Source organism: Bacillus pumilus (assembly GCF_038738535.1).
In the GTDB taxonomy this organism is placed as follows: Bacteria; Bacillota; Bacilli; order Bacillales; family Bacillaceae; genus Bacillus.
Genome location: NZ_CP046128.1, coordinates 2,355,077 through 2,381,064, shown reverse-complemented (window position 1 = coordinate 2,381,064; position 25,988 = coordinate 2,355,077). Strand labels below are relative to the sequence as shown.

The 25,988-nt window shown below is 43.2% G+C and carries 28 protein-coding genes and 2 other annotated features; of the genes, 26 read left to right on the top strand and 2 right to left on the bottom strand.

Going from position 1 to position 25,988, the window contains the following annotated elements; genetic code table 11:
- The first annotated feature begins 1 nt into the window (after position 1).
- The 6 genes from hemC (at position 2) to ysxE (ending at position 6,673) form a co-directional block, all read left to right on the top strand.
- Entirely contained in the window at positions 2-937 is a 936-nt protein-coding gene (gene hemC, locus GKC25_RS12100; RefSeq protein WP_034661679.1) for a hydroxymethylbilane synthase, read from the top strand.
- The gene (locus tag GKC25_RS12095; RefSeq protein WP_034661676.1) at positions 934-1,725 is read left to right on the top strand and encodes a uroporphyrinogen-III synthase; all 792 of its coding nucleotides are present in this window, start codon (positions 934-936) and stop codon (positions 1,723-1,725) included. Before hemC ends, GKC25_RS12095 begins: the two co-directional genes overlap by 4 nt.
- On the top strand, positions 1,722-2,693 hold the full coding sequence (gene hemB / locus GKC25_RS12090; RefSeq protein ID WP_034661673.1) for a porphobilinogen synthase: 972 nt from the start codon (positions 1,722-1,724) through the stop codon (positions 2,691-2,693). Before GKC25_RS12095 ends, hemB begins: the two co-directional genes overlap by 4 nt.
- A gap of 27 nt (positions 2,694-2,720) precedes the next feature.
- Positions 2,721-4,013: a glutamate-1-semialdehyde 2,1-aminomutase gene (gene hemL, locus GKC25_RS12085; protein ID WP_106038030.1), complete on the top strand. Its 1,293-nt coding sequence runs from the start codon at positions 2,721-2,723 to the stop codon at positions 4,011-4,013.
- 133 nt (positions 4,014-4,146) lie between these two features.
- Positions 4,147-5,604 carry a LysM peptidoglycan-binding domain-containing protein gene (locus tag GKC25_RS12080; protein WP_342689810.1) on the top strand — a complete coding sequence of 486 codons (1,458 nt, stop codon included), beginning with the start codon at positions 4,147-4,149 and terminating at the stop codon, positions 5,602-5,604.
- Between the two features lie 37 nt (positions 5,605-5,641).
- The gene (gene ysxE, locus GKC25_RS12075) at positions 5,642-6,673 is read left to right on the top strand and encodes a spore coat protein YsxE (RefSeq protein WP_342689809.1); all 1,032 of its coding nucleotides are present in this window, start codon (positions 5,642-5,644) and stop codon (positions 6,671-6,673) included.
- A 44-nt stretch (positions 6,674-6,717) separates the two neighbouring features.
- On the opposite strand, the gene GKC25_RS12070 is transcribed toward ysxE, so the two are convergent.
- Positions 6,718-6,906 carry a hypothetical protein gene (locus GKC25_RS12070; RefSeq protein ID WP_003216497.1) on the bottom strand — a complete coding sequence of 63 codons (189 nt, stop codon included), beginning with the start codon at positions 6,904-6,906 and terminating at the stop codon, positions 6,718-6,720.
- Between the two features lie 168 nt (positions 6,907-7,074).
- Positions 7,075-7,304, top strand: a binding site (T-box leader).
- A 59-nt stretch (positions 7,305-7,363) separates the two neighbouring features.
- On the opposite strand from GKC25_RS12070, the gene GKC25_RS12065 reads away from it, so the two are divergent.
- From GKC25_RS12065 to pheA, 20 genes are all read left to right on the top strand, one after another.
- Complete coding sequence (locus GKC25_RS12065; protein ID WP_106039617.1) at positions 7,364-10,006, top strand: valine--tRNA ligase; 2,643 nt, start codon at positions 7,364-7,366, stop codon at positions 10,004-10,006.
- A gap of 65 nt (positions 10,007-10,071) precedes the next feature.
- Positions 10,072-11,376 (top strand): folylpolyglutamate synthase/dihydrofolate synthase family protein, encoded by a 1,305-nt coding sequence (locus GKC25_RS12060; protein ID WP_342689808.1) that lies wholly within the window; start codon positions 10,072-10,074, stop codon positions 11,374-11,376.
- A gap of 147 nt (positions 11,377-11,523) precedes the next feature.
- Positions 11,524-12,243 carry a prepilin peptidase gene (locus GKC25_RS12055; protein WP_342689807.1) on the top strand — a complete coding sequence of 240 codons (720 nt, stop codon included), beginning with the start codon at positions 11,524-11,526 and terminating at the stop codon, positions 12,241-12,243.
- 168 nt (positions 12,244-12,411) lie between these two features.
- The gene (locus tag GKC25_RS12050; RefSeq protein WP_342689806.1) at positions 12,412-13,431 is read left to right on the top strand and encodes an SPOR domain-containing protein; all 1,020 of its coding nucleotides are present in this window, start codon (positions 12,412-12,414) and stop codon (positions 13,429-13,431) included.
- Positions 13,432-13,608: 177 nt separating this feature from the next.
- Complete coding sequence (locus tag GKC25_RS12045; RefSeq protein ID WP_034661651.1) at positions 13,609-14,178, top strand: Maf family protein; 570 nt, start codon at positions 13,609-13,611, stop codon at positions 14,176-14,178.
- A 48-nt stretch (positions 14,179-14,226) separates the two neighbouring features.
- Positions 14,227-14,901 (top strand): RadC family protein, encoded by a 675-nt coding sequence (gene radC, locus GKC25_RS12040; protein WP_034662037.1) that lies wholly within the window; start codon positions 14,227-14,229, stop codon positions 14,899-14,901.
- A 90-nt stretch (positions 14,902-14,991) separates the two neighbouring features.
- Positions 14,992-16,011: a rod shape-determining protein gene (locus tag GKC25_RS12035; RefSeq protein WP_012010766.1), complete on the top strand. Its 1,020-nt coding sequence runs from the start codon at positions 14,992-14,994 to the stop codon at positions 16,009-16,011.
- A 27-nt stretch (positions 16,012-16,038) separates the two neighbouring features.
- Positions 16,039-16,938, top strand: coding sequence for a rod shape-determining protein MreC (gene mreC, locus GKC25_RS12030; RefSeq protein WP_003216396.1), 900 nt, complete (start codon positions 16,039-16,041; stop codon positions 16,936-16,938).
- On the top strand, positions 16,935-17,453 hold the full coding sequence (mreD, locus tag GKC25_RS12025; RefSeq protein ID WP_106042555.1) for a rod shape-determining protein MreD: 519 nt from the start codon (positions 16,935-16,937) through the stop codon (positions 17,451-17,453). Before mreC ends, mreD begins: the two co-directional genes overlap by 4 nt.
- 54 nt (positions 17,454-17,507) lie before the next feature.
- Positions 17,508-18,191: a septum site-determining protein MinC gene (gene minC / locus GKC25_RS12020; protein WP_034661644.1), complete on the top strand. Its 684-nt coding sequence runs from the start codon at positions 17,508-17,510 to the stop codon at positions 18,189-18,191.
- A gap of 2 nt (positions 18,192-18,193) precedes the next feature.
- Positions 18,194-18,997: a septum site-determining protein MinD gene (gene minD, locus GKC25_RS12015; protein ID WP_003216504.1), complete on the top strand. Its 804-nt coding sequence runs from the start codon at positions 18,194-18,196 to the stop codon at positions 18,995-18,997.
- 109 nt (positions 18,998-19,106) lie between these two features.
- Positions 19,107-19,898 (top strand): M23 family metallopeptidase, encoded by a 792-nt coding sequence (locus GKC25_RS12010; RefSeq protein WP_342689805.1) that lies wholly within the window; start codon positions 19,107-19,109, stop codon positions 19,896-19,898.
- Positions 19,891-20,760 (top strand): M50 family metallopeptidase, encoded by an 870-nt coding sequence (locus GKC25_RS12005; RefSeq protein WP_034661637.1) that lies wholly within the window; start codon positions 19,891-19,893, stop codon positions 20,758-20,760. Before GKC25_RS12010 ends, GKC25_RS12005 begins: the two co-directional genes overlap by 8 nt.
- Before the next feature lie 66 nt (positions 20,761-20,826).
- Positions 20,827-20,899: a sequence feature (ribosomal protein L21 leader region), on the top strand.
- Between the two features lie 12 nt (positions 20,900-20,911).
- Positions 20,912-21,220 carry a 50S ribosomal protein L21 gene (gene rplU / locus GKC25_RS12000; RefSeq protein ID WP_003216781.1) on the top strand — a complete coding sequence of 103 codons (309 nt, stop codon included), beginning with the start codon at positions 20,912-20,914 and terminating at the stop codon, positions 21,218-21,220.
- Positions 21,221-21,234: 14 nt separating this feature from the next.
- Positions 21,235-21,573 carry a ribosomal-processing cysteine protease Prp gene (locus GKC25_RS11995; RefSeq protein ID WP_034661634.1) on the top strand — a complete coding sequence of 113 codons (339 nt, stop codon included), beginning with the start codon at positions 21,235-21,237 and terminating at the stop codon, positions 21,571-21,573.
- A 12-nt stretch (positions 21,574-21,585) separates the two neighbouring features.
- Complete coding sequence (rpmA, locus tag GKC25_RS11990) at positions 21,586-21,870, top strand: 50S ribosomal protein L27 (RefSeq protein WP_003216586.1); 285 nt, start codon at positions 21,586-21,588, stop codon at positions 21,868-21,870.
- A gap of 255 nt (positions 21,871-22,125) precedes the next feature.
- On the top strand, positions 22,126-22,719 hold the full coding sequence (locus GKC25_RS11985; RefSeq protein ID WP_034661629.1) for a sporulation initiation phosphotransferase B: 594 nt from the start codon (positions 22,126-22,128) through the stop codon (positions 22,717-22,719).
- Between the two features lie 21 nt (positions 22,720-22,740).
- Positions 22,741-24,027 (top strand): GTPase ObgE, encoded by a 1,287-nt coding sequence (gene obgE / locus GKC25_RS11980; protein WP_034661626.1) that lies wholly within the window; start codon positions 22,741-22,743, stop codon positions 24,025-24,027.
- A gap of 55 nt (positions 24,028-24,082) precedes the next feature.
- Positions 24,083-24,526: an ACT domain-containing protein gene (locus GKC25_RS11975; protein ID WP_003216269.1), complete on the top strand. Its 444-nt coding sequence runs from the start codon at positions 24,083-24,085 to the stop codon at positions 24,524-24,526.
- Positions 24,527-24,544: 18 nt separating this feature from the next.
- On the top strand, positions 24,545-25,423 hold the full coding sequence (gene pheA, locus GKC25_RS11970; protein WP_034661622.1) for a prephenate dehydratase: 879 nt from the start codon (positions 24,545-24,547) through the stop codon (positions 25,421-25,423).
- Positions 25,424-25,445: 22 nt separating this feature from the next.
- Here the strand turns inward: pheA and GKC25_RS11965 are convergent, their stop codons facing one another.
- On the bottom strand, positions 25,446-25,988 hold the full coding sequence (locus tag GKC25_RS11965) for a transcription repressor NadR (RefSeq protein ID WP_307500008.1): 543 nt from the start codon (positions 25,986-25,988) through the stop codon (positions 25,446-25,448).

Genomic DNA, 25,988 nt, shown 5'->3' with positions numbered 1-25,988 from the left:
ATTGCGTACAATTAAAGTAGGTTCTAGAAGAAGTAAGCTTGCAATTACACAAACAAAATGGGTTATTCAAAAGCTGTCTGAACTAAACCCTTCTTATTCTTTTGAAATAAAAGAGATTGTGACAAAGGGTGATCAAATTTTAGATGTGACCTTATCAAAGGTTGGCGGAAAAGGACTGTTTGTCAAAGAAATTGAACAGGCGATGCTGAATCATGACATCGATATGGCGGTTCACAGTATGAAGGATATGCCGGCTGCTCTTCCTGAAGGTTTAGTCATTGGCTGTATTCCTGAGCGTGAAGATGTAAGGGACGCTCTTATTTCGAAGGATCATCTGCGTCTTCATGAACTGCCGAAGGGTGCTGTTGTGGGAACAAGCAGCTTACGGCGCAGTGCCCAGCTTCTTCAGGAAAGACCAGACCTTGAAATTAAATGGATTCGAGGAAACATTGATACAAGATTGGAAAAGCTGAAAAATGAAGAATATGATGCCATTATTCTAGCGGCTGCCGGTCTGTCCAGAATGGGATGGAGCAAAGAGGTTGTGTCGGAATTTTTATCTCCTGAGACTTGCCTGCCCGCCGTTGGCCAAGGCGCTTTGTCGATTGAGTGCCGCGGGGATGATGAAGAGCTATTGCAGCTCCTCGCTCAATTTACGAATGAATATACGAAGAAAACGGTTCTCGCTGAAAGAGCCTTCCTCAAACAAATGGATGGCAGCTGTCAGGTGCCGATCGCTGGCTATGCAACGATGAATGAGCGTGATGAAATTGAACTGACGGGTCTTGTGGCATCTGCTGACGGACACACGATTATTCGAGAAACTGTATCAGGCACTGACCCTGAGGCAATTGGGACAGCATGTGCGAAGCAGATGGCTGATAAGGGAGCAAAGGATTTAATCGACAAGGTGAAAAAGGATCTGTCCTCCCAATGACCATAGGCAAATCGCTTCACGGACAGACGGTGCTTGTCACTCGAAATGAACGTCAAGCGGGTGTGTTTCAGCAAAAGATTGAAGAGCTGAACGGCCATGCTGTTTTAACCTCTCTTATTAGGTTTGAGCCTACGCTCACAAAAGAAAAAGCGCAGGCCTTTTTAAAGGACTTAGAAAATAGCCAATGGCTTGTTTTCACGAGTGTGAATGGTGCGTCTTTTTTTCTGAGCTACATAAAGGACCATCATTTACATAAGAGTTTATCGCATTTGAAAGTGGCTGCTGTAGGTGAGAAAACCTCTGCCTATCTTGAGCAGCACGGCTTGAAGGTGGATGTGGTACCAGAACGATTCATAGCGGAAGAGCTCGCAGATGCGTTACTTGACCATGTGCGTCCAGGAGAGCGTGTGTTTGTAGCAAAAGGACACCTGTCTCGAGATGTCGTGAAGAAAACCCTCATTCCGCTTGGCATAGAAGTAAAGGAATGGATTTTATATGAAACTGTCAAGGATGAGGAAGGTATTGCCGCACTCAAAACGGCGATGACGAAGCAATCATTTGATTTTATTACATTTACGAGCTCATCCACTGTTCATTCATTTATGCATGCCATGGAGGCAGATGCAGCGAAGCTGGCTGCTTCTGGCACCTGTTTTGTGACGATCGGTCCTCTGACAAAAGAGGCACTGCTTCAATACGGGATTTCTTCTGAAACCCCAGATACTTATACGATAGACGGAATGCTTGAATTGATGTGCCGTTTATCTGAAAGGAAGTTGAACCAATGATGAAATTTAACAGACACCGCAGACTGCGGACAAGCGCAGGAATGAGAGAATTAGTCAGAGAAACCTTTTTAAGACCATCTGATTTCATTTATCCGATCTTTTTTGTAGAGGGAGAAAATGTCCGAAAAGAAGTCCCTTCAATGCCGGGTGTTTATCACATTTCAGTGGACCTTGTAAAAGAAGAAGTCCAAGAACTTGTCGACCTAGGCATCAAATCAATTATTGTATTTGGTGTTCCAGATCATAAAGACCATGTGGGCAGTGAGGCGTATCACGACCATGGCATTGTTCAAAGAGCGACGCTTGAGATCAAAAAGCATTTCCCAGAACTTGTGGTCATTGCAGACACTTGCTTATGCCAATATACAGATCATGGACATTGCGGCATCGTTGAAGATGGTGAAATTTTAAATGATGAATCTCTTCAGCTTTTAGCGAAAACAGCTGTTAGCCAAGCGCGCGCAGGTGCAGATATCATTGCTCCTTCCAATATGATGGATGGATTTGTTGTGGCCATTCGTGAGGCACTTGATGAAGCTGGCTTTATTCATGTACCTGTCATGTCATATGCTGTGAAATATGCAAGTGCTTTTTACGGCCCGTTTCGTGACGCGGCGCATAGCACACCGCAGTTTGGAGATCGTAAAACATACCAAATGGACCCTGCAAACCGTTTAGAGGCACTCAGAGAAGCGCAGTCTGATGTAGAAGAGGGGGCTGATTTCCTCATTGTCAAACCATCCCTTTCTTATTTAGATATTATGCGTGATGTCAAAAATGAATTTACACTCCCTGTTGTTGCTTACAATGTGAGCGGAGAATATGCAATGGTCAAAGCCGCTGCTCAAAATGGCTGGATTTCTGAAAAAGAGCTTGTTCTTGAAATGCTGACAAGCATGAAACGTGCAGGAGCAGAGCTCATCATTACGTATCATGCAAAAGATGCAGCCAAATGGCTCTCAGAATAAAGAACGGATAGACAGGAGGACGTTGAAATGGGACGTAGCTATGAAAAATCAAAGCAAGCATTTGAAGAAGCACAGCATTTAATGCCTGGTGGTGTCAACAGCCCTGTGCGTGCATTTAAATCAGTTAACACAGACCCGATTTTTATGGAACGAGGCAAAGGCGCCAAGATATATGATATTGATGGAAATGAATACATCGATTATGTCTTATCATGGGGACCGCTAATTTTAGGGCATACGAATGACCGTGTGGTTGAAAGTATTCAACGAGTTGCGGAACAGGGGACAAGCTTTGGTGCTTCCACGTTAGTTGAAAATGAATTAGCTAAGCTTGTATCAGAGCGAGTTCCTTCCATCGAAGTCATTCGTATGGTCAGCTCTGGTACAGAGGCGACCATGAGTGCACTTCGTCTAGCTCGCGGCTTTACAGGCAGAAATAAAATTGTGAAATTTGAAGGCTGCTATCATGGCCACGGCGATTCTTTGCTCATTAAAGCGGGTTCAGGTGTCGCAACGCTAGGGCTTCCAGATAGCCCAGGTGTACCTGAAGGGACTGCAAGCAACACGATCACAGTGCCGTACAATGATTTAGAGAGCATTCAAGTTGCTTTTCAGGAGTTTGGAGACGATATTGCAGGTGTCATTGTCGAGCCGGTTGCAGGAAATATGGGAGTTGTTCCTCCGCAAGAAGGTTTCTTACAAGGGCTGAGAGACATCACGGAGCAATACGGAGCTTTACTCATTTTTGATGAGGTCATGACTGGCTTCCGTGTGGATTATCACTGCGCGCAAGGCTATTTTGGCATCACACCTGATCTGACGTGCCTTGGTAAAGTGATCGGAGGCGGTCTCCCAGTCGGTGCTTATGGCGGAAGAGCGGATATTATGAGACAAATTGCACCAAGCGGTCCAATTTATCAAGCAGGAACGTTATCTGGTAACCCTCTTGCGATGACAGCAGGGTTAGAAACCTTAAAACAGCTGACACCTGAGTCTTATGAAGAGTTTAGACGAAAAGGAGACCGGCTGGAAGAAGGCATTTCAAAAGCGGCGAAAGTACACGGAATTCCATTAACGTTTAACCGTGCGGGTTCGATGATTGGATTCTTCTTTACAAATGAAGAAGTGGTCAATTATGACAAAGCAAAAACCGCTGATCTCGCTTTATTCGCTGAATTTTACAAGGAAATGGCGGATCACGGCATCTTCCTTCCTCCTTCTCAATTCGAAGGACTGTTCCTGTCAACAGCTCATACAGATGAAGACATCGAATATACGATTGAGACAGTGGAAAAGGTATTTCAAAAACTGCGTCGATAAACGAAAGCCGGTATGGGGACATATCGGCTTTTTTGTGTTGCTGAAAACCAATCATATTTTCACTGCCTCTCACATACATCTGTATTGACATCTAATTTTATTTTGAAGGATTAGATGAAAGGAGGACACCGACTTGTCTCAAAACAATCGATTACAGTTTTCGGTAGAAGAATCCATTTATTTCAAAAGCGGACAGGAAGTCAGTGAGCTGCTGTCAATTTCTCTCGATCCTGACATTCTCGTTCAAGAAGTGAATGATTATGTTTCGATTAGAGGTTCACTTGAGCTAACAGGAGAATACAACATAAATCAAGAGGAGCTATTGGGTGAATTGAGTTCCTATGCATCATACAGGGAAGCTGATGAGGTGAAGGTAAGAGAAGACGGAACAGCGGAGCTTCTGCATCAATTCCCGGTCGATATCACCATCCCTAAGAACAAAATTAGTCATTTAAATGATGTGTTTGTGTTTATTGATGCGTTTGATTACCAGCTGACAGAAAATCGTTTGCTCACCATTCAAGCTGATCTGGCGATTGAGGGTCTATTAGACGAGAAAATGCCTCAAGCGCCTGTAGTGGAGCCGTATGAATTTGTCCATCGTCCTGAAGAAGAATATGGCGATGTGACCTACGATTATCAGCTGCAGCCAGAGCATGAGGAACAAGAAGAGCTGCAAGGCAATGAACGTGAGGTCTATGAGGAACAGGCTGTATTACAGCATGATACACGCGCCGAGCAAGAAGAACAGGAAGAAGAACGGGAAGAAGAAATTGAGATAGAGCTGGTGAGTAGGGAAGAAGAGGGAGAAACCGAAGAACTGGAAGAATCGGAAGAACTGGAGGAAACGGAGAGCCAAGAATATGAGGAACAGGCTGTATTACAGCATGACACACGCGCCGAGAAAGAAGAACAGCAAGAAGAACAGGAAGAAGAAATTGAGATAGAGCTGGTGAGTAGGGAAGAAGAGGGAGAAACCGAAGAACCGGAAGAATCGGAAGAACTGGAGGAAACGGAGAGCCAAGAAGAAGTGGCGCTTGGTTATCGCTCCTTACCTGAAGCTCAGGTGCAAGAACCACCATTTTTTGAACCGCCTAAGCTCTTAGAAGAAGAGAAGCGGGAAGATACGTTCTTTGAGGTGGAAGTGAGAAAAGAACCGGAAGCAGCCGAAGAGCTGGAAGAAACGGTTCAGCCGTATCCAATATTTGAATCACCCACTTATCACGTAGAAGAGGAGCAAGAGGAACAGGAACAGGATGATACGAACCAGCTCGGACGGTTATATGAACGAGAAGCACCAAAAGTATATGAGTCAGCTCAAGAAGAAGAGGAGCCTGAATATGACGAGAGAGAAACGTCTGGCAGTGAGAACTCTCTTTATTTAACAAAGCTATTTGCTAAGCAGGAGGAGGAAGATTTTTCTCGCATGAAAATATGTATAGTTCAGCAAGAAGATACGGTCGATCTTATTTGTGAGCGATATCAGTTGAATGTGCAGCAGCTCCTTCGCACAAACTCATTATCGGTTGATGCGGAGCTTGAAGAAGGGCAGATTCTTTATATTCCTGAATATCAAAAAAGCAATGCATAACAAGCGATGACCGACCGAGAAAATGTGGTGAGTGAACGTGGATGAAATCCAGTCTATCCTATACGAATACGGGCTTGAGGCGGAATACATTGAACCTGTCAGTCCTGCTGTCGTCAAAGTATATACAAAGCAGGGCGTATTTGCCCTAAAGCGAGTAAAAGCCAGTCGACATATGCAGTTTACAGAGCAAATGCTTGAACTAGAATCAAAGGGCTATCGCTCTTTTGTGCCGATTTATCGGACGAAGAGCGGTTCTTTTTTCTCAAGTCATCGAGAAAGCCAGTACGCATACTATCTCATGCCGTGGCTGACGAATGAAAAGAGAGAAGAGCAGGACGATAAACATGAATATTTATTTCAAGAGATTGCAAGACTTCATAAGCGGACTGAAGTGATGATGGATATCACAGAGCAAGAGATAGAAGCGCACTACACACAAATTAAGACCAAATGGGAAACAGAGAAAGACATGTATGAACGATTCATAGAGCGGGCAGAGCAGACTTGGTATATGTCGCCATTTGAACTGGCTGCTGCGATGTATTTTTCAGAGGCGATGTCTGCCAGCGAATTTGCGCTTGAACGATTAGAAGATTGGCATGATGAAATGAAAGATCAAGAGACAACACGTGTTGTGTTAAATCATGGGCAGCTGTCGATTCATCACTTTTTGTATAATGATGTGGGCACAGGACATTTCACCAATTTTGAGCGGTCTAAAAAAGCCGCCCCCATTTATGACCTTCTGACCTTTTACTTTCGGACATTCAAAACCTATCCCACGTCTTGTCCTGAATGCACTTCCTTGTTTTATACGTACCAAAAAGGAAATCCTCTTCGGGAGGAAGAGCTGCATTTGTTTCTTAGTTACCTTGCTTATCCGCAAGGTCTGTTTGATACAGTAAAAGCCTATGAAGCAGGCGGACAGGATGAAATGGAAAGCTGTCAGCGGCTGTTAAGAGCGTATTGGCAGATGAAAAATTCAGAGCCGATCGTCATGAAGATTCATGAGATTGAGCAGGCTAGACGGCTTGAAGAAGAACAAAGTGCCTCGTCATCAGCGGAATGACGAGGTTATTTTGTGTTCATATTGGCCGTTACATAAGCGCGAGTTTAAAACCAATCAAGGTGAAAGGCGCAGGCGAGAAAAATCAGAATACCTAGGATGAGGACGTCAAATGTCGTGGGGAAAATGATCGTACGAAATCCTTGAAATATCGCAATCGGGAGAACGACTTGGGAGGCCACTGCCCGAATTTGTCTCAGCCAGGGGGGAAGTGTGTAAGGATTGATTTTCTTCAAAGCAAACGCCCTCCTTCTTCATTTTGTTATTATCATATGGGTAATAGGGCAAAGGGTGCCTGCCCAATTTGTATAAAGAAGAAGAAAAGCGGAAAAGATGATTGACGAAAACAAAAGGCATTTAGTAATATAAATAAAAGATGAGTATGTGCTGATGAACGTGATATATCGTAAGCGTGGATCAGGAAGAGTACGAGCAAGACCCTAAAGAGAGGGGGACCATGAGCTGAAAGGTTTCCTAGGATGTACTTGTTTGGAAGGTCGCCTGTGAGCTTAATTTCTTGAATGAACAAGTAGAGAAATTCGGGAGAACCCCGTTATCCTTTAGAGTGTATGGGACACGTCTATGTGTTCCATGAAAAAAGGTGGTACCGCGAAAAAGCTTTTTCGTCCTTTTATAAGGATGGAAAGGCTTTTTTTATGTTTCATCAGCCGAAAAAATGTGGAGGTTACACAAATGGGAACAAATAATCAAGAAATGCCAACAAAGTACGATCCAAATGCGATTGAAAAAGACCGCTATACGTACTGGCTTGAAGGGAAATTCTTCGAAGCACAAAATGACAAAACGAAAGATCCATATACAGTCGTCATTCCTCCACCAAACGTGACAGGAAAACTGCACCTTGGGCATGCGTGGGATTCTACACTTCAAGACATCGTGACACGTATGAAACGGATGCAGGGCTATGACGTTCTATGGCTTCCAGGAATGGACCATGCTGGTATTGCTACTCAAGCAAAGGTAGAGGCGAAGCTTCGCGAAGAAGGCGTGAGCCGTTATGACCTTGGCCGGGAGAAATTTGTGGAAGAAACGTGGAAATGGAAAGAAGAATATGCGGACTTTATTCGCAGCCAGTGGGCGAAAATGGGACTTGGTCTTGATTATTCACGTGAACGTTTTACATTAGATGAAGGTCTGAATAAAGCGGTACGCCAAGTGTTTGTCCAATTGTATGAAAAAGGACTTATCTATCGCGGAGAGTACATCATTAACTGGGATCCAGCGACGAAAACGGCACTTTCTGATATTGAAGTCATTTATAAAGATGTTCAAGGTGCGTTTTATCACTTGAGATACCCGCTTTCAGATGGCACGGGTTCAATTGAAATTGCGACGACAAGACCTGAAACCATGCTTGGGGATACAGCCGTTGCCGTGCACCCTGATGACGAACGCTATCAGCATTTGATTGGAAAAACAGTGGTCTTACCAATTACAGGCCGAGAGATTCCAATCGTTGGTGATGACTATGTCGATATGGAGTTTGGTTCAGGAGCTGTGAAAATTACACCTGCCCATGACCCGAATGACTTTGAGCTTGGAAACCGCCATGAGCTAGAGCGTATTCTTGTCATGAATGAAGATGGCACAATGAATGCAAATGCATTGCAATACAAAGGAATGGACCGCTTCGAATGCCGTAAACAGCTTGTGAAAGATTTACAAGAAGAGGGTATTTTGTTCAAAATTGAGGACCACATGCATTCAGTTGGTCATAGTGAGCGAAGCGGAGCTGTCGTTGAGCCTTATTTATCTACTCAATGGTTTGTAAAAATGCAGCCGCTGGCAGACGAAGCCATCAACCTTCAAAATGGGGACGACCAAGTTCAATTTGTTCCAGACCGCTTTGAAAAGACGTATTTACACTGGATGGAAAATATCCGTGACTGGTGTATTTCTCGTCAGCTATGGTGGGGACACCGCATTCCGGCTTGGTATCATAAAGAAACGAAAGAAGTATATGTTGGACTGGAAGCGCCAGAAGATCTGGAGAACTGGGAACAGGATAACGATGTGCTTGATACATGGTTTAGTTCAGCGCTTTGGCCTTTCTCTACAATGGGCTGGCCGGATGCAGACAGTGAAGACTTCAAGCGCTACTATCCAACAAACCTGCTGGTCACAGGCTATGACATCATTTTCTTCTGGGTCTCTCGCATGATCTTCCAAGGCCTTGAATTTACAGGGGAAAAACCGTTCAAAGACGTTCTGATTCATGGGCTGATCCGTGACGAACAAGGACGTAAAATGAGTAAGTCGCTCGGCAACGGAATTGATCCAATGGAGGTCATTGATCAATACGGTGCTGATTCATTAAGATATTTCTTAGCGACTGGAAGCTCACCAGGTCAGGATCTTCGCTTTAGCTTTGAAAAGGTTGAATCTACTTGGAACTTTGCGAACAAAATTTGGAACGCATCGCGTTTTGCTTTAATGAACATGGATGGCTTAACGTATGATGAACTTGATTTGACTGGAGAAAAATCAGTCGCTGACCAATGGATTTTAACCCGCTTAAATGAAACGATTGAAAGTGTCACACAGCTAGCTGACAAGTATGAATTCGGTGAAGTGGGCAGACATTTATACAACTTCATTTGGGATGATTTCTGTGATTGGTACATTGAGATGGCGAAGCTTCCACTTTATGGTGAAGATGAAGCAGCGAAGAAAACAACTCGTTCGATCCTTGCGTACGTATTAGATCAAACGATGAGACTTCTTCATCCGTTTATGCCGTTCTTAACAGAAGAAATCTGGCAGCATCTTCCGCATGAAGGTGAGTCCATTACTGTAGCAGCTTGGCCTGAGGTGAAGCCGGAGCTTTCAAATGATCAAGCTTCTGCTGATATGAAACTGCTTGTTGAACTCATTCGCTCTGTTCGTAACATTCGCAGTGAAGTAAACACACCAATGAGCAAACAAGTCGAACTTTACATCAAAGCATCCACATCTGATGTACAAGAACGTTTAGAGAAGAATCGTTCATATATTGAGCGCTTTACGAACCCAAGTGTACTTGAAATTGGCACAGATGTCCCAGCTAGTGATAAAGCGATGACGGCTGTTATTTCTGGAGCAGAGCTCATTCTGCCGCTTGAAGGCTTAATTAACTTAGATGAGGAAATTGCTCGTCTGCAAAAAGAGCTTGATAAGCTGACAAAAGAAGTAGAACGCGTCCAGAAAAAGCTTGGCAACGAAGGCTTTATGAAAAAAGCACCTGAAAGTGTCGTAGAAGAAGAGCGTGCGAAAGAACGTGACTATGTCGCAAAACGCGAAGCTGTTCAAAAGCGGATTGAAGAGCTGAAAGCATAAGGTTGAAAAGACGGCTCCTAACAAAATGGAGTCGTCTTTTTTGAAAATTTCGTATGAAATGAGAGATGACATTGTTTACAACCTATCATGAAGCCATTGAGTGGATTCACAGTAGACTTGCCTTTGGTGTAAAACCAGGTCTTGAAAGAATGAAGTGGCTGATGAACAGACTAGGCCATCCGGAACAACGCATAAAAGCGGTGCATGTTGCAGGTACAAATGGAAAAGGTTCAACCATTGCGTTTACTCGTTCCGTTTTACAGGCTGCAGGCTATTCGGTCGGAACCTTCACCTCTCCGTTTATTTTAACGTTCAATGAACGAATCAGCGTGAACGGAGCGCCTATACAGGATGAAGAATGGCTGAGTTTGGTGAATAAGGTCAAGCCTTTTGTTGATGAATTAGATCAAACAGAGCTTGGAGCAGCAACAGAATTTGAAATCATTACCGCATGTGCATTTGCTTATTTTGCCGATGTGCACCAAGTAGACTTTGTCCTATTAGAGACAGGGCTTGGTGGAAGACTTGATTCAACAAATGTTGCCGTACCTATTTTAACAGCGATTACGTCAATTGGTCATGATCATATGGCAATTTTAGGTGACAAACTTGAACAGATTGCATCTGAAAAAGCGGGCATTATCAAAGAGGGTATCCCGATGATCACTGCTGTTCATCAACCGGAAGCACTTGCGGTCATTCAAAACATCGCAAAAGAAAAGAATGCGGAATGCATCTCATTACAGGATACTTGTACCTTCAGTCATCAGCAGCCAACTGAAACAGGCGAACGGTTTACGTTACACACATCAAAAAGGCAGTATCCGCAGCTTGAAACAGGGTTGATCGGAACGCATCAACGGCAAAATGCTTCTCTTGCCGTTCTACTCATTGAATGGCTGGAGCAAGAAGGCTATATCAGCGTGACAGAAGAGCAGATGTATGAAGGCATTCGGCAGGCAGTGTGGGCTGGAAGATTTGAAAAGGTCAAAGATCATCCACCAGTTTATTTAGACGGCGCTCATAATGAAGAAGGAATCGGCCGTTTAATTGAAACCGTACAAGCCCATTTTTCTAGTAAACAAGTGCATGTCTGTTTTAGTGCTTTAAAAGATAAGCCGTACAAGCAAATGATTCAAAAGCTTGAAGCTGTTAGTTCATCTATTCATTTTGTTTCGTTTGACTTTCCAAGAGCTGAATCAGCTGAGAAACTTTATGCGTGCAGTCAGTTAGAGGCAAAATCATATGATGATGACCCTCGTGCAGCGCTTGAATGGATTCAGAAAAAGAGTGATGATCCTTCAGCGGTGATCCTTGTGACAGGCTCTCTTTATTTTATTTCAGATATACGAAATCGTATGATCGGGTAACGAAAAGACGCAAATGGCTTTGATGCCTCCTGCGTCTTTTTCTTTTTATATGTAGTAAAGGGGGAAAATCATATTTTCACTAGATGCTTTAGTGGATAGGGTCATGGTAAAATCCGGTCTATCTTATTCCCGGAAGGAGCACCATATATGATTGAGATTTTTCTGTTTATTGCAGGCATCACGATGGGTTCGTTCTTTCATCTCGTTGGCGAAAGGCTGCCGGTGAAGCGGTCTATTCTCTTCCCTCGCTCTCACTGCATAGCCTGTAAACAGCCGCTTTCTCTATACGAGATGGTCCCGATAGTTTCGTATGCTTTCTTGAGGGGGGCCTGTAAACATTGCGGCACTCGGTTGTCTAGGTTATATCCAATGGTTGAGCTGCTGTCAGGCGGTCTTTTTTTGTTCATTTATAGAATCGCTGGTTTTTCGTTTGAAGGTCTTTTCCTTGTGATTCTTTGTAGTTTATTCGTGATTGCTGTCGTGAGTGATCTTCTCTATATGAAGGTGCCGAACGAGCTGTTTCTCTTCTTTTTCCCTCTTTTCGTCATATACCGCACGCTGGAACCGCTTCTTATCTACTGGGAAGGAGCGGCTTCCCTGATTTTTTGCATTCTTTTGTTTTCTAGTCTAGATTATTTTAAGCCAAATAGCATGGGCGGAGCTGATATGAAGCTGTTCAGTTTGCTTGCGTTTTGCTTTGGCTTCAAGCCGTTCCTTCTCATGCTTTTTCTCTCATGTATCGCTGGAATGGTCTATGCGAAGGTCTTTTCCTTTCAATTAGACGAGCCATTCCCCTTTGTTCCTGCGATCGCTTTTTCTTTTTGGCTGTATCTCTTTGAGGCTCATGTCTTGTTTCTATTTGACTAGTCGAAGGGATGAAAAAATTGGCGAACACTTTTTTGCCCTGCCGACAAAAGTCTTGTTCTTTTTTTTTACTGCTATGTTAAAGTGTGAAACAGAAAGAAGGACGGGTTAAATTCGCGCTGATTCATTGGACAGAAAGGTCTTTCTTACAAACATGTCAGAAAGCGGGGAATGACAGTGAAAAAGAGGCAGGCAAAAAAACAAGGGCTCAAGGTCAATATTAATGGCAAGGAAGAAATGCTGCATGAAGATGATCATCAGCCGCCAAAACAGCAGGAAGATCAAGTGACGTTTTCGAATTGGGAGGAAAAGAGGCAGTCGGAACAGGAGACAGCGGCTTCTCAGGAAGATTCGTCTAAACCGCAAGAAGAAGATTTCCAGTGGGATGATGCAGCTGATCATATTTATCATTCTGATCCAAAGGTCGTCACGCCTTATCAAAAGAAAAAAGGCTCCTTTGATCAGAAGTTTGGTAAAAACCGCGGCCCCTTCAAGAGAGTGATGACAACGATTGTGTTTGCGGTGGTGCTTGGGACAGGCCTTGGGGTGTTTGCGCTTAGTTTAAGTCAAGATGGTACACCAAGTCCATCAGGTGGAGATATCAGTGTCTCAGCATCTGGATCTGGAAATCAATCATCGATGAAAGCCGGCGGGGATGCGCCGAAAGGAGATACTACGGATGAATCAAAAGAGAACAACGATGAAAAAAGTGCCTCTGGCAGTTTGTCAACCTTTGTTGTACAGGCTGGGAAATTTTCCTCTGAAAAAGGAGCAGATGACTTAGTTGGAAACTTAAAAGATGCAGGATATGCGGGGAAAAAGGTCTCAATGGATGATGGATATTATGTCATTGCTGGGCTTGCGACAGAGCAGGGAATGACAAGCGCTGTAGGGAAGAAGCTGATCGATCAGCACTTTGAGGCGTGGGGAGGAAAGGAACTCTCATTTCAAGTACCGGATGAGCTGACTAGTTTAATAGAAAAGGCATCTGTATTATCCTCTAAAGTGATTGCCGGCGATGAAGTGGATCAAAAGGAAGTCACGCAGCTGATTTCTGAGCTTGAAAGTGCCAAAACAGCGGACGCATCGGCTAAAAGCAGTTTGCTAAAAGCTGTGCAGCTATTAAATGACCCAACTGCTGAAAACGGCTGGAAATCTCAGCAGGCACTGCTTGATCAATTAAATACGTAAAATCATTTTTTTAGAAACGAAACTAGTCAAAAAATGACTAGTTTTTTTCTTTTACATCCAACATAATGATGAAGGTACATAAAAAATGAATTTTCGTAGATTGTCGGTAAGATGTACATTTGCTAGGATGAATGGGTATCTTACTTCTTAGGCTAAACCCTGAAAGGATGAACAAACATGAACCAATTGATTCTCGCATCTCAATCACCTAGAAGAAAAGAATTGCTTGATCTAGCAGGGTTTTCTTATGATATTCAAGCAAGTCATTTAAAAGAAGAAATAAATCGAAACCTTTCTCCTGCTGAGAACGTCCAATGGTTGGCAGAACAAAAAGCAAATGATATTCAAAGATTAAATCCTAAAGCTGTGATCATTGGTGCAGATACAATTGTTGCAATTGACGGCAAATGTCTTGGGAAACCAAAAGATAAGAAAGAAGCGGCTTTCATGCTTCAATTATTATCAGGAAAGACACATCAAGTCTTGACGGGTGTCACGGTTCAGTCAGAGAATAGAAAAGAAACATTTTATGAACAGACAGAAGTGACATTTTGGACGCTGACTCAAAATGAAATAGATCGCTATATCAATACGGGCGAGCCCCTTGATAAAGCGGGAAGTTATGGCATTCAAGGGAAAGGCGCACTGTTTGTTCAAAAAATAGATGGTGATTATTTTTCCGTTGTTGGTCTACCTATTGCGAAAACAGTCAGAGTGCTTGAAACCTTTGGAATCACCCCTTTTTGAAGACAGGAAGGAATTCTAAAAGGAGTGGTCATCCTGAACGATTTCCCTATGCTGCTAAAGCATTTCCCTCATGATGAAAAACCGAGAGAACGATTTATCAAATACGGGCCCAGCAGTTTGTCAAATCATGAACTTGTTGCGATCCTTCTAAGAACAGGCACAAAAAAAGAATCAGTTCTCCAAATTTCCGCAAGACTTCTGCAAACATTTGGCGGTCTTCGCTCTGTAAAAGAAGCCTCAATTGAAGAAATGTCGAAGATCCGAGGAGTTGGAAAGGCGAAGGCGATTTCTCTTTTAGCTGCTTTAGAACTCGGCACTAGATTACACCATCAAACGACGGATAACCGCTATGTGATCCGCACACCAGAAGACGGAGCGAACTTTGTGATGGAAGATATGAGATTTTTGACACAGGAAAATTTCGTTTGTCTTTATCTCAATACCAAAAATCAAGTTCTTCATAAACATACCGTGTTTATTGGAAGCCTGAATTCATCGATCGTTCACCCGCGTGAAATTTTCAAAGAGGCCTTTAAACGTTCGGCGGCTTCATTTATATGTGTGCACAACCATCCATCTGGAGATCCGACGCCCAGCAGGGAAGATATTGAAGTTACACAGCGACTTTTTGAATGTGGAAAGCTGATTGGAATACAGCTGCTTGATCATCTTGTCATAGGTGATCAAAAATTTGTGAGTTTGAAGGAAAAAGGGTATTTGTAACACTTTTTTTTTCAATGTTTTACGATATAATAGAGTTTATGAGTTTTTCCCTAAAGGGAATTTTGGTTTAAGAAAGGAAGATACATACATATGTTTGGAATTGGTACAAAAGACCTTGGAATAGATCTTGGAACAGCGAATACGCTTGTTTTTATTAAAGGAAAAGGCATTGTTGTAAGAGAACCTTCGGTCGTAGCTTTGGAAACTGATACGAAGTCTATAGTGGCGGTCGGAAATGACGCTAGAAACATGATTGGCCGTACACCTGGTAATGTTGTGGCACTACGCCCGATGAAAGACGGAGTCATTGCAGATTACGAGACGACAGCAACAATGATGAAATATTACATTAATCAAGCATTAAAAGGCAAAGGGCTTTTTGCTCGTAAACCTTACGTGATGGTATGTGTACCATCTGGTATTACAGCTGTAGAAGAGCGTGCAGTCATTGATGCGACAAGACAAGCTGGTGCACGTGACGCATACCCGATTGAAGAGCCATTTGCTGCGGCGATCGGTGCTAACCTGCCTGTATGGGAGCCAACAGGAAGTATGGTTGTAGACATTGGCGGCGGTACAACAGAGGTAGCTATTATTTCTCTTGGCGGCATTGTGACCTCACAGTCGATCCGCGTGGCAGGAGATGAAATGGATGATGCGATCAGCAGCTACATCCGTAAAACGTATAACCTGATGATCGGTGATCGTACGTCAGAAGCCATTAAAATGGAAATCGGTTCTGCACAGCCTGATGTACATGATGAGATGGATATTCGCGGCCGTGACCTTTTAACAGGTCTGCCAAAAACGATCTCTATTACGGCAGATGAGATTGCAAAAGCGCTTCGCGATACGGTGGAAACAATTGTCGATGCGGTGAAAATGACACTTGAAAAAACCCCGCCTGAGCTGGCAGCAGATATTATGGACCGCGGAATCGTTTTAACAGGCGGCGGTGCATTGCTGCGTAATCTTGACAAAGTCATTAGTGATGAAACGAAGATGCCAGTCATTATTGCTGAAGACCCGCTTGACTGTGTGGCAATCGGTACAGGAAAAGCACTAGAGCACATTCATTTGTTCAAAGGAAAATCTAAAGATAATCGATAATCGGGCGTAAATAAAGAGGTGTAAGACATGCCGCAGTTTTTTATGAATAAAAGATTAATGTTGCTCCTTGTCTGTGTCATCGTACTGGTGGCCATGATTGGTTTTTCAGTGAAAAGCGGCAGAGGTGCTTCATGGCCGGAAAAATTAGTGGGGGATACGACAGGCTTTTTTCAAGGTGTCTTTCATAAACCATCACAATTTATTGCCGGTATTTATGGGAACGTACAAGATTTAAAGAACACATATGATGAAAACGAGCGTCTTCGAAAAAAACTTGATGGACAAACTCAATATGAGGCGAAACTTCAAGAGCTAGAAGATGAGAACAAAAAGCTTCGCAAGCAGCTCGGATATGTGAACTCTATTCGTGATTATACGCCAATTCTATCAACGGTTATCGCGAGAAACCCGTCCCTTTGGGATAGCTTTGTGATGATTGATAAAGGGAAAAAACAAGGCGTTGACAAAGATATGGCGGTCACAAATGAGAGTGGTGCGTTAATTGGGAAAATTGAAAGTGATAAGCTCAACAATTTTACTTCAACTGTAAGGTTGCTAAGCTCTACGGACCAAAATAATAGAATTTCAACGAAAATTTTTGCGAAAAAGGGCAAAGAAGAACTCAACGGAATTATTAACGGTTATGACAGTAAGAAAAAAATGCTGACAATGAATATTCTGAAATCTGATGCAGATGGAGATGTCAAAAAAGGAGATCTTGTTGAAACATCTGGAGCAGGGGGCGTATTCCCGCAAGGCTTGACGATTGGTAAGGTGAGTGAAATCGAACCAGATCATTACGGCCTGACAAAAATTATTTATGTAGAACCAGCGGCCGAACTCAACAATTTAGACCGCGTGATTGTGGTGAATCGCAGCTCAAGTACGGCAGATGCATCTGAATTGACGAAGGAGGAAGGCTCGTGAGACGTGTCCTTCTTGCTTTCGTCATGTTGTTTATCTTCGTATTTGACAGTATTTTTGTCGATCTAGTGAAGCTCCCATTTGTTTCAGACAATCAAATTTTAGCTCCTCATTTCATCTTACTCGCACTGGTATTTATGACTGCTTTTGTGAATCAAAAATATGGTGTGATTTTCGGTTTTATCTTTGGACTTTTATATGATATTTCGTATACAGGCATACTTGGTGTTCATATGTTTGGCTTTGGAGCGCTCTGCTATTTGCTAGCGAAAGCCTTTAAAGTTCTGCAAACGAATATGCTAGTGGTCGTCTTTCTGTCGATTATTGCTGTTTCCGTGATGGAGTTTTATGTATACGGCGTTCAAGCGACAATTCAATCAGGGATTATGCCGTTTAATACGTATGTCATCGAACGCTTTATTCCAACGATTCTTTTAAATACTGCTGCGTCTCTCATACTTGTTGTGCCGCTTAGGCTCTTTTTCATCAATATGAAACAAGGACTGATCGACGAATAAAAGCAGGAGTTTGTCCAATTACGGCGAAATGAGTATGTTGTTGAGGTGAGCATCTTGAAAACTCAAAAACAGCAATATGTGACGATAAAAGGTACAAAAAACGGATTAACATTACAGTTAAATGATGACTGTTCGTTTGATGACCTTCTTTCTGGCTTGCGAGAGGTTCTTTTACTTGAGCAATACACAGATGGTAGAGAAGGGCATAAGGTTAATGTGCATATTAAGCTTGGTTTTCGGTATTTAACAGAGGATCAGGAAATGCGTTTGACTGAAGCGGTCTCTGAAAATGAACATCTCGTCATTCACTCCATTGAAAGTGACGTCATGTCAACTGAAGAGGCGAGACGATTAAAAGCAGAGGCCGAAATTACCTCTGTAGCCAAAATTGTGCGCTCTGGACAGGTGCTGTATGTCGAAGGAGATCTCTTATTAATAGGAGATGTCAATCCTGGCGGAACGATTCGTGCAGGGGGAAATATTTTTGTGCTCGGCGCTTTAAAAGGCGTGGCACATGCTGGATGTAATGGGAATAAACAAGCTGTCATTGCGGCATCTCGTATGATTCCAACACAGCTTCGCATCGCACAAGTGTTTAACCGTGCACCAGATCAAAAAGAAGATGGAAACGAAATGGAATGTGCTTATTTAGATATAGATGGCAACATGATCATTGAACGCCTGCAGCAATTGGCTCATATAAGACCTAATCTGACAAGGCTTGAGGGAGGAATGTGAAATTGGGCGAGGCTATTGTGATTACCTCAGGAAAAGGCGGCGTTGGCAAAACAACAACATCTGCAAACTTAGGCACAGCACTAGCAATTCAAGGGAAAAAAGTGTGTCTAGTGGATACCGATATTGGCCTTCGGAATCTAGATGTCGTGATGGGGCTTGAGAACCGCATTATTTATGATCTAGTCGATGTAGTAGAAGGAAGATGTAAAATTCACCAAGCGCTTGTAAAAGATAAGCGTTTCGAGGATCTTTTGTATCTTTTACCCGCTGCTCAAACAAGCGATAAAACGGCTGTAGAGCCGGAGCAGATCAAAGAATTAATTCAATCATTGAAACAAGACTTTGATTATGTCGTCATTGATTGCCCTGCTGGAATTGAGCAAGGCTTTAAAAATGCTGTATCAGGTGCAGATAAGGCAATTGTCGTGACGACGCCTGAGATCTCAGCTGTGAGAGATGCTGACCGTATCATCGGCTTGTTAGAACAAGAAGATATCGAACCACCTCGTTTGATTGTCAACCGTATTCGTACACACATGGCGAAAAGTGGCGATTCAATGGATGTGGATGAAGTTGTACATCACTTATCGATTGATCTTCTTGGCATTGTCGCAGATGATGATGACGTGATTAAGGCTTCAAACAATGGTGAACCGATTGTCATGGATGCTAAAAACAAAGTATCGATTGCGTATCGTAATATCGCCCGCCGTGTACTAGGCGAATCTGTTCCGCTTCAATCATTTGAAGATGAAAACAAAGGAATGTTTGCGAAGCTGAAAGCATTTTTTGGTGTAAGAGCATAAGCATTCAAGTAAGATGAGACCGATTCGATGAGAATCGGTCTTTTTGTTGCATATCAGATGAGGTCGTCACATAAAATGTACAAACTGTTTGTATGTAAAGGGTGATCTCATGAAAAGAGTGGACGAGTACCGAAAGAAAATCGCGCAGCGCCGCAAAACGAAGCAGCCAGCTGCTCCATCTAAGAAGACGACTTTCAAGAAAAAAGAAGATATCCCTCCATGGGTCATGCTGACAGAGGAAGAAAAGCATTCAGGGTCGTCTTCCTTTGAGTCGTCGTCTCATCAGCCGAAGAAATATCGGCATCCGTTATTTAACCCCAATACCTTTGTGCTGAAATGTTTATTATCTGCGTCCCTTGTGTTGATTGCAGCCATTTCATTTAAAGGTCAGGCAGGGCCGTTTCAGCAGCTGAAGCCGATCATTACGCAGACCTTTGAGCAAGATTTTCAATTTGCTGCTGCCAATCACTGGTTTGAGAAAACAGTTGGAAACCCCCTTGCCTTTTTAACCGACAAAAAGGCAGACCAAAAAGATGTACAAGCGAACCAAGAACTGGCTGTACCTGCTTCTGGAAAAGTGCAGGAATCCTTTACGCAAAATGGAGCAGGTGTCAAAGTCGAAACATCGGCTGAAGCGATTGATAGTATGAAGGAAGGCTATGTAGTAGAAGTGAAAAAGAAAAGTGACACAGGGCTTACAGTGGTCGTGCAGCATGCGGATAACAGCTATAGCTGGTACGGTCAATTAAAGGAAGCCGATGTGGCCTTATACGATTTTGTCGATAAGGGTGAGAAAATTGGCCAGATCTCACTTGATGATCAAGGAAAGGGCACATATTACTTTGCCATTAAGCAAAATGAACAGTTTATCGATCCTATTCAGGTGATGACCTTTGAATAGATGGCTGGTCATGCTGACGAAAATTCACATTCATCCGCTGCTGTGGATTGTGATGGCGTTTGCGATTCTCTCTGGTCAAATCAAGCCGCTGCTTTGTCTGCTCATCATCGTCTTTGTCCATGAGCTTGGACATGCAGCGGCTGCTTGCTATTATCATTGGCGCATTCGGCGGATTTTTTTACTGCCATTTGGCGGAGCGGTAGAAGTAGAAGAGCATGGGAACCGTCCGCTAAAGGAAGAGTTGGCGGTCATTTTATGCGGGCCGCTCCAGCATGTACCGCTCCAGCTTATGGCATGGATTTTCATGGAAACTTCTCTTATTTCGCACGACATTTTTACGATGTTCACTTTTTATAATATGGCGATTTTTCTTGTGAATCTTTTGCCTATTTGGCCGCTTGATGGCGGGAAATTATTCTTTTTGCTCTTATCAGCATATTACCCTTTCCAACGTGCACATACCCTTGCCATAAAAGGCTCACTTGTCTTTTTCGTTCTATTGACTGCAGGGTTGCTTTTGTTTGCGCCGCTGCAATTCAACGGCTGGGTGCTGCTCACTTTTTTAGCCTATTCACTCGTAATGGAACACCGGCAGCGGCATTACGTCAGGGTCCGCTTTTTACTAGAACGCTATTACGGTAAAAAAGAGCAAAAGGTAGAAAAGCTTATTCCGCTGAGAGCGAGCGCTGAGGAAAAAGTATATGAAGTAATGGCGCGATTCCAAAGAGGCTGTAAGCATCCGATTATTATTGAAAGAGATGGCGTGAAAATGAGCCAGCTTGACGAAAATGAACTGCTCCATGCGTATTTTTCAGATCGAAGAACCAACTCCTCAATGGAAGAGCTCCTTTTGCCGTACTAGTGATGAAAATACGTTGACATTCTGCTTCTAATTTGATATATTTTTTAATGTTATGGATATGTAGCACCCGTGCTACAACCGCGCGAAGCAGGTGTAAAGAGCCTAAGGCCCCCTGTATTCGGCGAGTCTGAGTTTATTAGGAGGTGCAGAGATGTACGCAATTATCGAAACTGGTGGTAAACAAGTAAAAGTTGAAGAAGGTCAAACTGTTTATGTTGAAAAACTAGCTGCTGAAGCAGGTGAAACAGTAACTTTCGAAAACGTATTGTTTGTCGGCGGAGACACTGTCAAAGTGGGTAACCCTTCAGTTGCTGGAGCAACAGTAACGGCTAAAGTTGAAAAACAAGGTCGCGGTAAGAAAATTACTGTGTTCAAGTACAAACCGAAGAAAAACAACCACAAGAAACAAGGTCATCGTCAACCTTACACTAAAGTTGTTATCGAAAAAATCAACGCTTAAGGCGTGTGAGTGATATGATCAAAGCAACCATTACTCGGTCGGCAGCAGATGAAAGCATTACGTCTTTTCAGATGACTGGACATGCCGAGTTTGCTGAAAAAGGTCAGGATCTCGTTTGTGCAGGTGTATCTGCTGTTGTTTTCGGCTCAGTCAATTCAATTATTGCACTGACAGGAATGGATCCACTGCTCGATATTGGTGAAGAAGGCGGCTATTTCTCTTTTGAATTGCCAGCTGATACAGATCCAGTATCCTTTGAAAAAGCCCAGCTGCTTTTAGAAGGCATGGTCGTTTCCTTAGAGACAATCGAACGAGATTATCACGATTATGTGAGAATATCTACAAAAAAATAGGAGGTGAACTTCATGCTTAGATTAGATCTTCAATTTTTCGCATCTAAAAAAGGGGTAGGTTCTACAAAGAACGGACGTGACTCTGAGTCTAAACGTTTAGGCGCTAAACGTGCTGATGGTCAATTCGTAACTGGTGGTTCTATCCTTTATCGTCAACGTGGAACGAAAATCTATCCAGGTGAAAACGTTGGACGCGGAGGCGACGACACTCTTTTCGCTAAAATCGACGGAACAGTTAAATTCGAACGTTTCGGTCGTGACCGTAAAAAAGTGAGCGTATATCCTGCGGCACAATAATTGCTAAAAACTCCGGTCATTGACTGGAGTTTTTTCACTTTTTACACGTAGTATCGAAGATGATAAAAGAAGATGCACTCCATAAATATCAAAGAACTTTTGCTGACTTTGCCTCATTTTCTCCTATAGATCAGAAAAAACAACCTTTCCTCACATAACTAGTGTTTTTCTATGCTGTCTTCTCTGTTATAATTCAGGGAGACATAGTGATGATAAGACTCCTAAAAGAGAGACCAAACGATTGGGAGTGCGATAATGGAAGAGATACCAAGTAAACAAAACGAAAAATTAACTCACGTTGCATTAACAAATGAATTGATCTATCTGCTCAGTCGTTCAAGACACGACTGGATGAATAAATTGCAGCTGATCAAGGGCAACTTGACATTAGAAAAATATGACCGGGTGTTTGAAATTATAGAAGAAATGGTCATTGAAGCACAGCATGAATCCAAACTCTCAAATTTAAAAATTCCCCAATTGGCCTATTACTTTCTAACATTTAATTGGGAGTCGCATTTTATCACCCTAGAATATGAAGTGCTTGGTGAAACCCGAGACTTATCAGCATATGAATCGCAGCTGCTAACGGTATCACAGGAGTTGTTTTCGATATTCGATCAATCAGTTTGCCAAAAAACTGAAAATCATTTAACGGTCACGTTCCAAACAGATCAAGAAGAGAATGATGTGGTCTTATATTTTGATTTCAAAGGAAAATTAACAAGTTTGGATGCGTTAAATGCGTTTCATGACGCAAACTATCCATGTATGAGTGTAGCTCAATTTCATGTGACAAGTCATGAGTCCATGATTGAGCTTTGTTTGAGGCAAGAACGAGATATGTGATGCAGAGAAACGGAGGAAGTTATGTTTGTAGATCAGGTTAAAGTGTATGTTAAAGGCGGTGACGGCGGAAACGGTATGGTGGCGTTCCGTCGTGAAAAATATGTGCCAAAAGGCGGACCAGCTGGCGGCGACGGCGGAAATGGTGCAGATGTTGTATTTGAAGTAGACGAAGGACTCAGAACGTTGATGGACTTTCGTTATAAGCGCCATTTTAAGGCGGATCGCGGCGAGCATGGAATGAGTAAAAACCAGCATGGCCGAAATGCGGAAGAAATGATTGTCAAAGTTCCGCCCGGTACGGTCGTGACAGATGCAGAGACGGAACAAGTACTCGCTGACTTAACAGAGCATGGACAGCGGGCAGTCATTGCAAAAGGCGGACGAGGCGGACGTGGAAATTCACGTTTCGCAACACCGGCAAACCCTGCACCGCAGCTTTCTGAAAACGGTGAGCCGGGAAAAGAACGTGACGTCATCTTAGAACTAAAAGTACTTGCAGATGTTGGACTTGTTGGTTTCCCAAGTGTCGGGAAGTCGACACTGCTTTCAATTGTCTCTTCTGCGAAACCGAAAATTGCGGATTATCATTTCACAACGCTTGTGCCGAACCTAGGAGTTGTCGAAACAGATGATAACCGAAGCTTCGTCATGGCGGATCTGCCAGGACTGATCGAAGGAGCGCACGAAGGCGTTGGCTTAGGTCATCAATTTTTACGCCACATTGAGCGGACACGGGTTATTGTCCATGTCATTGATATGTCAGCACTTGAAGGGCGTGACCCGTACGAAGATTATGTGACGATTAATGAAGAGCTTGAGCAATACAATATGAGATTGACTGAGCGTCCACAAATCATTGTAGCGAACAAAATGGACATGCCAGAAGCAGCTGACAATCTAGCGGCATTTAAAGAAAAATTAACGGATGACTATAAAGTGTTCCCAATTAGTGCGATCACAAGAGAAGGGCTTCGTGAGCTTTTATTTGAAATCGCCAATCAGCTTGAAACAACACCGGAATTCCCGCTCTATAATGAAGAGGAACTGTCTGATAACCGCGTGATGTACAGGTTTGATGAGGGAGACGCGCCATTTGAGATCACAAGAGATCCTGACGGTACGTTTGTCATAACGGGTAAAGCACTTGAGCGACTGTTTAAGATGACAGATTTCTCAAGAGACGAGTCCGTGAAACGATTCTCTAGACAACTGCGCGGAATGGGTGTCGATGATGCCTTGCGTGAGCGTGGTGCAAAAGACGGCGACATCATTCGTCTGCTTGAATTTGAATTTGAATTTATTGATTGATCAAAAGGAGGGTCCAGTCCATGGGCTCTCCCGTTTTTAAAAGGGGAGAAAACAGGTGAAAGAAGAAACGTTCTATTTAGTAAGAGAGGATGTCCTTCCAGATGCGATGCGAAAAACGCTTGAAGTCAAAAAGCTTCTCGATCGCAAAAAAGCGGATTCAGTTGCCGATGCTGTTCAACAAGCGGATTTAAGCCGCAGTGCTTTTTATAAATACAGAGATGCTGTTTTTCCATTTTATACGATGGTGAAAGAGCAGATCATCACATTGTTTTTCCACCTTGAGGATCGGTCTGGGGCTCTGTCAAGGCTGCTTCAAATTGTGGCGGACTCTGGCTGTAATGTGTTATCCATTCACCAAACGATTCCGCTGCAGGGAAGAGCGAATGTCACCCTATCCATTAGCACGGCTGGTATGGCAGATGATATCAATACAGTCATGAATCAATTAAGAAAACTTGAATTTGTCGAAAAAGTTGAAATTCTAGGTTCTGGGGCGTAAAAGGAGAGATCATAGCAGATGAAGCAATTAACTGTAGGTTATTTTGGACCAGAGGCAACATTTACTCATTTGGCCGTATGCTCTTGCTTTCCAGCAGATGCAGTGCAGCGTGCCTATGCAACGATTCCGCAATGTATGGATGCTGTGTCAAAAGGCGAAGTCGATTTGGCGGTTGTTCCACTTGAAAATGCACTCGAAGGATCTGTGAACTTAACGATTGATTATTTAATTCATGAGGAAGCGCTGTCCATTGTTGGTGAAATGACAGCACCGATTCGGCAGCATTTGCTTGTCCACCCATCAAGAGCGGAAAGCTGGGAGACATTAGATGTGATCCAATCACATCCGCACGCGATTGCCCAGTGCCATCAATTTCTGAAAAAACAGTACCCAGATATTCCGCACCGTCCGGTAGAATCAACAGGCTATGCAGCCAAATATATCAGTGAGCATCCGGATGAGGCTGCTGGGGCCATTGCCAATGAAATTGCCGCGCAAACATATGGTTTAACGATTGCAAAAAAAGACATTCATGATTATCCGCACAATCATACACGCTTTGTTATTTTACATAAAGATCCTAAGGCGTCGTTCCCAATGAATGCTGGGTTCTCATCGAAGCCAAAAACGACCATTGTCGTCAGTCTGCCAAAGGATGACCAATCAGGTGCATTGCATCGCGTGTTATCTGCTTTTTCTTGGCGGAATCTCAACTTGTCAAAAATTGAATCTCGTCCGACAAAAACGGGTCTTGGACACTATTTATTTATAATAGATATTGAAAAAGAAATGGATGATGTCCTTGTCCCTGGCGCGATTCAGGAATTAGAAGCGATTGGCTGTGAGGTCAAACTGCTCGGCAGCTACCAAACATATGAACTAACGAATGAAAAATAGTGTCCCTTGCAGGACACTTTTTTTAGTCTTTAATTAAAAAACCAGCGTCATCGAGTGCTTGAATGGCTTGGTCAAGCTGCTTTTGACTGTAAGAAGTGAGTGTATGTAAATGCACGCCGTCTGTTAGTTCTGACAAGTAGGAGGCGCCCGTGTTAGAAATGTGATGGACGAAATCAGCTACTTGCTTGCGAGTGCTGACGCGAATAGAGGCCGTTAGTTCACCGTAAACGGGGTGCTCTATGATCACATCTTTCACCGTCACACCAAAGTCTACAATCAAGGTTAGTTCCTCTTCTGTACGAACAGGATTATGCTTGCAGGCGATGATTTGTTCAATTTCTCTTTCTGGCGCATGCTGCGGTGCCATATATACATAGCCTTGACTTGTAGCAATAATGGGTTCGTTTTTTGCTTTCAATAGTGACATATCTTGTACAATGACTTGTCGAGAGACAGCCGCCTTTTTAGCCAAAAAGCTTCCGGTGAGCGGTGAATCTGTTTCTTTCAGCCACTCTAAAATGGCGTTTCTTCTCTCTTCGCCAATGAGTTTCCTCTCTTGCTCCAC